The organism is Tumebacillus sp. BK434 (genome assembly GCF_004340785.1).
Lineage (GTDB): Bacteria > Bacillota > Bacilli > Tumebacillales > Tumebacillaceae > Tumebacillus_A.
This window is the reverse complement of sequence record NZ_SLXS01000003.1, coordinates 731,577-742,202: the sequence shown is the minus strand read 5'-3', so window position 1 is coordinate 742,202 and position 10,626 is coordinate 731,577. Positions and strand designations below refer to the sequence as shown.

Genomic DNA, 10,626 nt, shown 5'->3' with positions numbered 1-10,626 from the left:
CTGTTCCCATCCCGAACACAGAAGTTAAGCTCTGCAGAGCCGATGGTACTTGGACCGCAGGGTCCTGGGAGAGTAGGACGTCGCTAGGCAAAAGAGAAAGACCCGATCTTACGCAGATCGGGTCTTTTTTCATACATGGCAAGCACATAGAAACGGTGCCGCGTTCGCAGCGGAGCGGAGAACCACCGAAGCGATAGTGGAGGTCTGGTACTTGGACCGCAGGGTCCTGGGAGAGTAGGACGTCGCTAGGCAAACGCTAAGGCCCAGTTTTGCAAGACAGACTGGGCCTTTTGCTTGCAAACATCCATGATTTTGACCTTGCTTGTCGGCATAGAAAGTGTTATCATATGTTTTGTCTTCTGCGGAAGTGGCTCAGGGGTAGAGCATCGCCTTGCCAAGGCGAGGGTCGCGGGTTCGAATCCCGTCTTCCGCTCCATCTATCATTTTTGCTTCGGGCCTATAGCTCAGTTGGTTAGAGCGGCCGGCTCATAACCGGCTGGTCCCAGGTTCGAGTCCTGGTGGGCCCACCATACCATGCCTTGCCTTCCTAACTTCATATGACATGTGCCCATAGCTCAGCCGGATAGAGCGTTTGACTACGAATCAAAAGGCCGGGAGTTCGAATCTCTCTGGGCACGCCATCTTACCTTAGAAGGTAACGGAATGTAGCGCAGCTTGGTAGCGCGCTCGCCTTGGGAGCGAGAGGTCCAGAGTTCGAATCTCTGCATTCCGACCATATCTTAGCGGACGCGGTTGAGGTCTTATCGGGACCCGGCTGCGTTTTTGCGTATAAGGGGGCACTCTGGGGGAACATGCTGCGACTTGTTGCAATATTAGTGAGCATCGGTCTGGTCGGGATGACGCAAGGTCTCATCGTGCCGCTGCTCTCGTTCATTCTGGAACAGCGCGAAGTCTCTGCTGTCTTCAACGGCATCTCCACCACCGCGCTGTTTTTAGGAGTCATCGTCGCCTCGCCGTTTATCGAACTGGTCGTTCGCAAGTACGGGGCGAAGCGCACGATCTTATACAGCACCGGACTGGCTTTCATCATGACGCTGGCCTTTCCGATCTGGGACAATCTCTACGCCTGGATCGCCTTCCGCGTCATCCTCGGGATCGCCCTCTCCGGCATCTTCGTCTCGACGGAGATCTGGCTGAACACGATATTGACAGCCAACAACCGCGGACGCATGTTCGCGTTTTATGGTCTGGCCATCGCGATCGGGCTGATGATCGGACCGCTGGGCATCAACCTGCTCAGCATCTCGCTGTGGGCCCCGTTCCTCGTCAGCGCGCTCTGCTACATCATTCCGATGCTGATCACCATTCGCATTCCGGATGACGACTCGCGGCTCGGAGAGGCGGAGACGGAAGACGGCAATGGCATCAAACGCTGGTGGCGCATCTTTTGGCTCGCCCCGTTTGCGATGCTGGCTTCTCTCGTCTACGGCTACATGGACGGCGCGCTGATCGGCCAGTTTCCGATCTACGGCTCCCGTCTGGAAATGGCGCCGGCGACGATCTCGCTGACGCTCTCGGTCTTCGTCTTTGGATCGATCGTCTTTCAGTTCCCGCTCGGCTGGCTCTCCGACATCTGGGGCCGCCGTCAGACGCTGCTGCTGGCAAGCTGCATCGGGTTGGCCGGTTTTCTACTGCTCCCCTTGGCACAGACCAACACCTGGATGCTGATGACGATGTTTTTCCTCGTCGGCGGTGCGTTAGGCTCGTTTTACTCGCTGGGCCTCGCTTACCTCGGGGACCTCTTGTACGGGAGCGATCTTCCGACCGGCAATGTCCTGTACACGATGCTGTACGGCGTCGGCTCGATCATGGGCCCGTCCTTTACCGGAGCGGCCATTCAGTACTTCGGCAAGGAATGGTTTGCCTGGTCGATCGCCGCGATGCTGCTGATCTACGCGGCCTACGGTTTACTTCACTCACAAACGATTAAAAACAAAGGTTCGGCGTTCACAACAAGTGGCAATTGAATCTGAATTTTTGTTCAAAAATAGGACAAAGCGCATCATTTATGGTAAGATACTTGTGTGGATTCGGTAATTAGAAATCGCAGAGACTTAATGCGATTTACAAAAAATACTAGGGAACTTAGAAGCGGAAGGGGCTAGGCAACAAATGAAAAAAGCAATTGCAGGCGCAGTGATCGGTGCAGCGGTTGTAGGCGGTATCTGGTTCTTTTCGAACGCAGAAGGCAACGTCGCAACGGTAGGCAACACGAACATCTCCGAGGAGCAGTTCTACTCCAAGCTGGAGCAGGCAGGCGGCAAAGACACCTTGAAGCGCATGATCGAAGAGCAGGTCGTGCTTAACCAGGGCAAGTCGCTCGGCCTGCTGGCGACCGACGCGGAGATCGACAAAGAGATCCAGACGATCATCGACGAGCGCTTTGAAAAAGACAAGGCGAAGCTGGAAGCGGCGCTGAAACAAAGCAACATGACCCTTGATGACCTCAAGCGTGAGATGAAGATTTCTGTCACCGCGAAGAAGATCGCGACCAAGGACATCACCGTTTCTGATGACGAGATCAAGGAATACTACGAGCAAAACAAAGCGAGCACCCTCGGCACTCCGGCTAAGGCCAAAGCGAAACACATCCTGATCAAGGATGAAGGCAAAGCAAACGAGATCTACAAGCAGCTGCAAGCGAACCCGGCCGATTTTGAAAAGCTGGCGAAAGAGCACTCCGAAGACTCCTCCAAGGATCTTGGCGGCGACCTCGGCGAGTTCCCGAAAGGCACCATGGTCTCAGAGTTCGAAGCGGTTGTCTTCAACAAAGACGTCAAGCTGAACGAAGTGCAAAAACCGGTCAAATCGGAATTCGGCTACCACATCATCAAAGTCGAATCCCGCACCGACGCTGTCGTTCCGAAGCTCGAAGATGTCAAAGGTAAGATCGCTGACACCTTGAAAGAGCAAAAAGCGAAGCCGTTTACCGATCTGATCACCGAACTGACTGCAAAAGAAAAGATCAAGATCAGCAAACAAGAATACAAAGACATCATGGACCCGGCTCCGGCAGGTGACGGCAGCACCGATACCCACACCGAGGGTGACGGTCACAACCACTAAGATGTCCTCACTATCGTTTCCACAAAAAGGCTTGGGCACTCGTTGCCCGGGTCTTTTTTTGTGCATTCAAACGAGGGTTGCGTGCTACACTACTACTAGAGAGAGGGGTGCGCTCGCATGGATAATGTCACGCATGCTCTTCACGGTCTCGCGTTGTATGCAGCAGCTGCGACCGATCCGGCCTTGGCACAGGACCCGACGGCGATGAGCGCTGTGCTGTGGGCGGTGTCGCTCGGTTCGCAGGCGCCCGATTTTGATTTTGTCGTCCGGCTGTTCGGCGGGGACATTGCCTATTTGAAACATCACCGCGGGATCTCCCATTCGATCCCGGCCTGGCTGATCTGGCCGACCGTGCTGGCGCTTGTGCTGTGGTTCTTTTTTCCGGGCCATTTCGGCTTGCTCTGGTGGTGGAGTTTCCTCGGGGTGATCGTGCATGTGGGGATGGATCTGCTCACGACGTACGGGACGGCAGCGTTTTGGCCGCTTTCCAAACGCCGCTACGGATGGGACGTGTTAATGATCGTTGATCTCGTGCTCTGGGCGTTCGGCGCCTTGGGGATCTACTTGTGGTGGACGGGAGTGTCTCCTGAGCGCGTACTCTGGTATACAATTTTGCCCTCGATAGTCTATCTGTTGCTGCGTGTTGCCGTGCAGTATTATCTGCGCAGCCGCGTGCGGCGCTACTATGAAAAAACGGGTGTGGACATCGGGCGCATCTCGGTGATCCCGTTCCTCGGCATGTTCCGCTGGAATCTCGTCGTGGAGAGCCCACAAGGCTATCAGCTCGGCACCGCGCATCTGCGCAAGGGGATCTCGATCAAGGATTCCTACGCGCGCCAAGGAGCGGAGCAGGTGATGGCCGAACTGGAACACTCGCAGGTGTATCAAGTGTTCCGCTGGTTTGCGCGCCATCTGTTTCTGGAAGTGAAAACGGATGAGCAGGGCCAGATGCGGGCGGAGATGGCCGATCTGACGTTTGGCTTCAGCGACCGGCTGCCGCTGATGGCGCAGGTGACGCTCGATGCGGAAGGCAAGGTGCTCGAGGAAAAGCTGATCCGCAAGCCTGACAAATTCCGCAAAACCGACAAAAAAACGCAGCAAAACAAAAACCACGACGCCAAATGACAGGTGTCGTGGTTTTGTGCTATTTCGTGCTCTCCAAAAACTCATGCAGCGCCTTGATGATGCCGCGCTCTTCGCCGCGCAGTTCATACAGGCGTTTCGCGAACATGATATACGGCACCGAGTCCTCTTGCAGCAGGAACGCTTGGGTATCCGGTGAGAATCGCGACAGGATACGGTCCGCTTCGGAGTACATGTCCTTGTCGATCGTGTCGTCATCGTGCAGGTAGTGCACCGGTATTTGCAAAGCGTTGGCCAGTTTGCGCACCACTTCCATCGAGGGCTTGGTGCGAGTGCCCCGTTCCAATGAGGAGATGTGGCTGATCGAGAGGCCGGAGCGTTGGGACAGTTCATTCAGCGTCCACTTTTTGCTCAGGCGCATCTCGCGCAGTTTGGCTCCCAGCGTATAGTTCGAGGATTGTTCCACAGTCGATTCCTCCTCAGAATTGCCGAGCGATTTTAGTAGTAAGTATAACACACATGCAAGATATTTGTGAACAATATTTAAAACAGGATTGTGTTTGAAGTAAGACTCGCTACTATATGTTCACATATATACTAAAGACGAGCCATAAATTGTAACTTGGTGATCAATCGACACCATTCGCTAAATTTATACGCGAATAACCGGCTACTAACGTAGGACGAAAGGAGTATAACTCAAAATTTTTTTAGGTCAAATTCACTAATTATCAATTGTAACGGTTGTGGAGGTATAGAATCTTGTAGTAAAGTGTAAATATCATTATATCAACTAATTCTAGTCGTCACGCGGAAGTTGGTTTACAACTTCCAGCTGCGGCTCGAAAAAAGAAAAGGACCACCCGGGACGCCTGGGTGATCCTTCTCGTTATATTCGTTTGCGCGCAACGATCACCTGGCGCAGTTTGCGCACTCCGTCGCGGAGCAGTTCCAAGTCGTCCGTCTGGTCGGCCAACTCGCATTGGATCAAGGCGGCGGAACAGGTATCCCCCGCTTCCTGCAAGGTGGTCACCGCCTGGTGCATGTAAGTTTTGTACCCGTCGGTATTGCCGTCCTGCAGGTCGCAGCCGGCGAGGATGCAGTACAGCTTGGAGCGGTCGCGCGGCTGTTGCAGGCCGGATAGCGCTTCCAACGCGTGCTCGCGGGCGCGTTCAGGCTCCTGCTGCTGCAGAGACAGGCTGGCCAGCCCGCCTTTGGCGCGGTGCAGCTCGTCCGGAGCGGCGCTCTCAGCCAACGCCAGCGCCTGCAGGTAGTGCTCGCGGGCCTGCGCATAGTCGTGCAGACCGCTGTAGATCTCGCCGAGCAGCCGCGACGCTTCCGTCAGCCGCTGCTGGTCGCCGGTCGCTTGAAAATGACTGCGGGCAGCGTCGGCAGCCTCCAGCGCCTGCTGCAGCTTGCCGATCTCGGCTAATGCCTGCGCGCGCAGGAACTTCGCCCGGGCTTTGCCCTCGGCGTCGCGGAGGTTGTCATAGACCAGCTCCGCTTGGTTGCAGAGCACGATCGCCTCCTGCTGCTCGACGCACTCCATGTGGATCTGCGCCATCTCCATCAAGATGCTGGTCACGCGGGTGAACAGCTGATGGCGGTAGGCGAGCTCCAACGCGGTCGTGTATACGCCGAGCGCACGTTGCAACTGCCCTTCCGTTTTGGAAAAAACGGCGAGGGCGCAGACGGCGTCGACTTGGCGCGGGTAGTTTTTGGTCAGGATGAACAGCTTGTAGGCGTCTGTCATCGCCGTTGTCGCACTGTCAAAACGTCCATTGTCGGCGAACACTTGGGAGATCTTAAACTGAATCTCGGCGGTGTGCTGTTCATGGTCGGGCAGCTCGGCGGCCACCCAGTACATGTCATAAAGCAAAGTCAAGGCATCGTCTGTCTCGCCGCTTGCGACCATCTCGTCGATGCGGGTGAACAGAACACCGGCCGTTTTGGCAAAGTCGGGATAAAAGAGCAGCACTTTCTCAGGCTGCAGTTGCAGAACTTGGCACAGATAGAGCACCGTGTCGATCGTCGGGTTGATCTTGCCTTTTTCAATGTTGTTGACAGCGGTGGGGGAAAGTGTGGAACCTGCTACTTCGCGCATCGTCAGGCCCAGTGTGGTCCGGCGTTCGCGGAGCAGATCCCCGAGAGTGACAGCGCGATACATGTCCATCATCTGAGGGCCCCCTCAACTAATTGTAACTTTTTTCTAGTATATCAAGGAGGTCTTGCAGGTACAACTGTAAACCGCATTTGCGTAAACTTCTTAAAAAGTTTGAAAATACACGCTAAATTTCGAAAAGATTTGCCGCTGTTTAGTTGACAGATTTTATATATTTCTTATAATGAAACTAAGTTGAAGTAACGATAAATGATCACTCATCACATATATAATCAAAGTTTCTAAAAGTAAGTCAGGCGATAATAACGGAGGAGACAGCTATGAAAGCCACTTTGGGACAGAAAATTCGTGAACTGAGAATTCGAAAAGGATTGACGCAAAGCGACCTGAGCGCAGGGCTGGTCACGCCGAGCATGATCTCCCAGATCGAATCGGACAAAGCCAACCCGTCGCACAACCTGCTCGCAGCGATCGCGGAGAAGCTGGACACGCCGATCGAGTACTTCCTGACCGACACCGAAACGCAGATGGAGAAGGTCAGCGTGTACAAGATCGCCAAGGCGTTGATGGCGACCCGCGAGTATGAGAAAGCGATCGAAATGCTGATCGATCTGGAAGAGAACCCGTCCCCGCACGTGTCTTCGATCGACGTCGCGTACGATCTGGCGGTCTGCTATCTGAACACGGGCAAGCTGAACGATGCCACCGACCGTTTCGAAAGCGTTTTGGATTCTGCAGTAGCGCGCAACGACAATGGCATTCAACTGCTCGTGCTGAACAAGCTGGGCGAACTCTCCTATATGGAGAAGAACTACCCGATCGCCATCCACTACTGGAAAAAGGCGTACGAGATGATCAAAAAGGGCCAGCTCGCCGAGCTGTACCTGCAGGCGAACATCATCAAGAACCTCGGCACCGTCTACTACAAGCTGGGCGAGTACAACGAGGCGCTGACGTTCTACCAGGAGTCCAACTCCCTGCTGACCGGCAGCAACCACTTTAAGCAGATCGGCGACATCTACCTCGAACTGTCCTTCACCTACCGCGAGATGGGCGAGTTTGAAAAAGCGGCCGAGTACTCGCAGTCGGCCTTGTCGATCTTCCAGTCCTTGAACAACATGAAAATGACGATCGACGTGAAGGCGAAATACGGCATCGTCAAAGGCGAGACCGGCAACATCGACGAAGCGATCTCCATCCTCACGCAATGTATGCGCGACTACGCGGACATCGGGTGCGAGACGGAAGTGGGCCAACTGCACAGCGACCTCGCCCGCATCCTGATCCAAGACAACCGCGTCGAGCAGGCGGCGGAGCACTGTGCATCCGCACTGAAGTACTTCCCGGAAGAGAACCTCGACCGCGCGCACGTCTACCGTATGAGCGGTCAGATCGCCTCGGCAGGCAACCAGGCGGAAGACGCTGCCGAGTTCCTGCGCAAGGCGGTCACGATCTATCAGGACGTGCAGGCGTTTGGCGAACTGGTCAAGGCGTACTCGATCCTCGGCGACATCTACAAAGCGAAAGGCGACTTCAAAGAAGCGATGGAGTGCCTCGAAAAAATGAACGAAGCGATGGAAGAAAACCTTCGCGAGCGCAAGATCGTAATTTAATCCCAACGCAAAAAAGACCGGGCCCGCTAGCCCGGTCTTTTTTGCGTTGGCGTGCGAAACAGCGAGCGGCCGATTCTGGCCAGCCAATAGCCCAGCGACACGGCGAGCACGCCACCGCCGGACAGGGACAGGGCAGAAGACAGACGATAGCCGGTGTCTTCCACGCCGCTCAAATAGAAATAGGCGATCGGAAACAAGGCGAGAAAAACGCCGAGGACCAGTTCGTGCCACTTCCAGCGCGAGGCGAACAGCAGGCCGTAGCAGACCAGCCAGACCGGCGTGAAGAGAATCAGAAACACCTGAAACCAAAAGTGATAATAGAGTTGAAAGGCGATCATGCCGAGCAGTGCATACGTCATCACCACGACGGTGCACAAGAGCCCGGACATCAAGCTTTGCCGCCAGACCGGATGGCTCAGGAAGCGGCGCCAAGGTCCGCCGGACGAGCGGTGCGGGCTGGGCGCGCCCAGGTTTTTTTGTAATGGCGGTTTGTACACGTTCATGATTTGGTTCTCCTCAAGAGTAGTTGTCATCAAGTCTGGACGAAGGACGGCCGTTTTATACTGCACTCTTTAGAACTACTCGAAAAATCGCGAAACATGATACGAAATGAAAATTTCGGAATGTTTTTCGCCGCAATCTATATATCTAAAACGAGAGGCTGTGAGAGATTCGTTTCTGAAAATAGAGGAGGTTTAGACTGGATGGTCAAAATGATAGCATTGTACAAACATCCTGAAGATTTGGATGCCTTTACCCAACATTATTTCGGCAGGCATTTGGAACTGAACGGGAAGACGCCGGGGCTGATCCGCACGGAGGTGTCGAAGTTTTTCGACCTGCGCGGCGGCACGCCGGAACACTATCTGATGTGCGAGATGTATTTTGAGAATCTCGACACGCTGAAAGCTTCGTTTAAAACGCCGGAGAGCCAAGCGGCAGGCGCCGACCTGCAATCGTTTGCCGGCGGACTCGTGTCGTTCTCGTTTGCGGAAGTGGTGGCGGGCTAACTTATTTGAAAGGGAGTCTCTCACATGTACGAAACGATTTTGTATGCTTTGGAAAACGGAGTTTTGACTTTGACGCTGAACCGCCCGCAGGTGATGAACGCCTACAACCAGCAGATGGGCGATGAACTGTATGATGCGCTGAAAAAAGCGGAGCAGGATGACAACGTGCGCGCGATCGTGCTGACCGGGACCGGGCGGGCGTTCTGCTCGGGACAGGATCTCAACGACGGAGCCGAATTCAATCACGCCGACCTGTCCAATGCGGTGCGCGAGCGCTACAACCCGCTGATCGTGCGCATGCAGACGATGCGCAAGCCGATCATCGCGGCGGTCAACGGCGCAGCAGCCGGGGCTGGCGCAGCATTCGCTCTGGCGGCCGACCTGCGCATCGCCTCCGACAAAGCAAAATTCACCATCGCGTTCTGCAAGATCGGCCTCGTGCCCGATTCGGGCGCGAGCTATTTCCTGCCGCGCCTGATCGGCGTCGGCAAAGCGATGGAGCTGGCGTTGACCGGCGAGGTGGTCACGGCAGCAGAGGCGGAGCGCCTCGGCATGGTCAACAAAGTGGTGCCGGCCGAAGAGCTGGACACCGTCGTGCGCGAATTCGCGCAGAAGATCGCAGCAGGGCCGACCTATGCGCTGGGCTTGACCAAGCGCTCGATCTACCAAGGCTCGGAAAGCGATCTGTTCACCGCGCTGGAAACGGAAGCGCAGTATCAAGGAATGGCCGGGCGGAGCGAAGATTTCCGCGAAGGGGTGCAGGCGTTTTTGGAGAAGCGCGCACCGGAGTTTACCGGGCGCTAATCCTCGCGCCTGCACCCGCCAGCCCGGTCCACGCTGACAGGGAGGTTGCTGACGAATGGCTTTGTCCGAACTGGAAAAAGAGCAGCAGTTGCTGGAGAAGATCGCCAGCGGGGAGACGATCGAGTCGCCGGAGGAGATGACGGAGGAGTATCGGGAGAACCTGATCCACCTGATGCTGATGCAGGCCGACTCGGAAGTGGCCGGCGCGTTTGGCTATGTCCCGTGGATCATGAAAGCGCCGACGACGGCGGAGATGCTGTCGGTGGCGACGATCACCAAAGACGAAGTGCGCCACGGGCGCGTGATGTATAAGCTCCTCCAAGAGCTCGGCGTCGACGTCGATGCCCGGCTGAAGGAGTTCGATTTCACTTTGCGCGTCGGCGACGAGGTGGAGCTCGGCGCGACCCGGGCGGCGCACGATGACCGGGTGAACATTTTCTACTATCCGATCAATACGTGGTATGACTTCATCATGTTCAACGTATTGATGGACCGTGGCGCCGGGCACCAGTTGGAAGACTCGGAGCAGTCGTCCTACGGCCCGTGGCGCCGGGTGATGGAAGGGATCATGAAGGAAGAGCTGATGCACGTGGCGCACGGCGATTCGTGGCTGGTCCGGCTCGGCAAAGACCCGGAGCACCGCGACGCGACGCAGGAAGCGCTCGACCGCTGGTTCCCGCGGGTGATGAACATTTTTGGCAAACCAAATTCAAGACGCAACCAGATCTACCGCAAACTGGGCCTGAAAAAGCGCGACAACCACGAAGTGCGCCTCGCCTTCGAGGCGGACGTGCGCAAAGTGGTCGAGCGCGCGGGCCTGCGCATGCCGGTCTGGGCGCCGGACTGGGATAAGCTGCAGGAGGATGCGACGATCACCGGATGAAGCCGAAACGCATGAGTAGCAAGG

At 55.7% G+C, this 10,626-nt stretch carries 10 protein-coding genes, 4 tRNA genes and 1 rRNA gene; 12 read left to right on the top strand and 3 right to left on the bottom strand.

Going from position 1 to position 10,626, the window contains the following annotated elements:
* From rrf to EV586_RS11675, 8 genes are all read left to right on the top strand, one after another.
* Nucleotides 1-89 (top strand): 5S ribosomal RNA (rrf, locus tag EV586_RS11710); the annotation flags it as partial.
* 272 nt (nucleotides 90-361) lie between these two features.
* Nucleotides 362-436 (top strand) — tRNA-Gly (locus EV586_RS11705).
* A gap of 17 nt (nucleotides 437-453) precedes the next feature.
* Nucleotides 454-530: transfer RNA gene (locus EV586_RS11700), tRNA-Ile, on the top strand.
* A 34-nt stretch (nucleotides 531-564) separates the two neighbouring features.
* Nucleotides 565-641 (top strand) — tRNA-Arg (locus EV586_RS11695).
* 18 nt (nucleotides 642-659) lie between these two features.
* Nucleotides 660-736 (top strand) — tRNA-Pro (locus tag EV586_RS11690).
* Nucleotides 737-812: 76 nt separating this feature from the next.
* Entirely contained in the window at nucleotides 813-1,988 is a 1,176-nt protein-coding gene (locus tag EV586_RS11685; protein WP_132945263.1) for an MFS transporter, read from the top strand.
* 145 nt (nucleotides 1,989-2,133) lie between these two features.
* Nucleotides 2,134-3,087, top strand: coding sequence for a peptidylprolyl isomerase (locus EV586_RS21125; protein ID WP_165898550.1), 954 nt, complete (start codon nucleotides 2,134-2,136; stop codon nucleotides 3,085-3,087).
* Between the two features lie 117 nt (nucleotides 3,088-3,204).
* Nucleotides 3,205-4,212, top strand: coding sequence for a metal-dependent hydrolase (locus EV586_RS11675; RefSeq protein ID WP_132945262.1), 1,008 nt, complete (start codon nucleotides 3,205-3,207; stop codon nucleotides 4,210-4,212).
* A gap of 19 nt (nucleotides 4,213-4,231) precedes the next feature.
* Here EV586_RS11675 and EV586_RS11670 read toward each other — a convergent pair whose 3' ends face one another.
* On the bottom strand, nucleotides 4,232-4,636 hold the full coding sequence (locus EV586_RS11670) for a helix-turn-helix domain-containing protein (RefSeq protein WP_132945261.1): 405 nt from the start codon (nucleotides 4,634-4,636) through the stop codon (nucleotides 4,232-4,234).
* A 423-nt stretch (nucleotides 4,637-5,059) separates the two neighbouring features.
* Nucleotides 5,060-6,346 carry a helix-turn-helix domain-containing protein gene (locus EV586_RS11665; RefSeq protein WP_132945260.1) on the bottom strand — a complete coding sequence of 429 codons (1,287 nt, stop codon included), beginning with the start codon at nucleotides 6,344-6,346 and terminating at the stop codon, nucleotides 5,060-5,062.
* A gap of 266 nt (nucleotides 6,347-6,612) precedes the next feature.
* Between EV586_RS11665 and EV586_RS11660 the strand changes: the two genes are divergently transcribed.
* Nucleotides 6,613-7,905: a helix-turn-helix domain-containing protein gene (locus tag EV586_RS11660; RefSeq protein ID WP_132945259.1), complete on the top strand. Its 1,293-nt coding sequence runs from the start codon at nucleotides 6,613-6,615 to the stop codon at nucleotides 7,903-7,905.
* Nucleotides 7,906-7,931: 26 nt separating this feature from the next.
* On the opposite strand, the gene EV586_RS11655 is transcribed toward EV586_RS11660, so the two are convergent.
* Nucleotides 7,932-8,408, bottom strand: a complete 477-nt coding sequence (locus tag EV586_RS11655) for a hypothetical protein (RefSeq protein ID WP_132945258.1) — start codon at nucleotides 8,406-8,408, stop codon at nucleotides 7,932-7,934.
* Between the two features lie 201 nt (nucleotides 8,409-8,609).
* On the opposite strand from EV586_RS11655, the gene EV586_RS11650 reads away from it, so the two are divergent.
* From EV586_RS11650 to EV586_RS11640, 3 genes are read left to right on the top strand one after another with little or no spacing between them, the layout of a single operon-like run.
* Nucleotides 8,610-8,915 (top strand): EthD family reductase, encoded by a 306-nt coding sequence (locus EV586_RS11650; RefSeq protein ID WP_132945257.1) that lies wholly within the window; start codon nucleotides 8,610-8,612, stop codon nucleotides 8,913-8,915.
* Nucleotides 8,916-8,939: 24 nt separating this feature from the next.
* Complete coding sequence (locus EV586_RS11645; protein WP_132945256.1) at nucleotides 8,940-9,719, top strand: enoyl-CoA hydratase-related protein; 780 nt, start codon at nucleotides 8,940-8,942, stop codon at nucleotides 9,717-9,719.
* Between the two features lie 55 nt (nucleotides 9,720-9,774).
* The gene (locus EV586_RS11640; protein WP_132945255.1) at nucleotides 9,775-10,602 is read left to right on the top strand and encodes a 1,2-phenylacetyl-CoA epoxidase subunit PaaC; all 828 of its coding nucleotides are present in this window, start codon (nucleotides 9,775-9,777) and stop codon (nucleotides 10,600-10,602) included.
* Nucleotides 10,603-10,626: the final 24 nt, after the last annotated feature.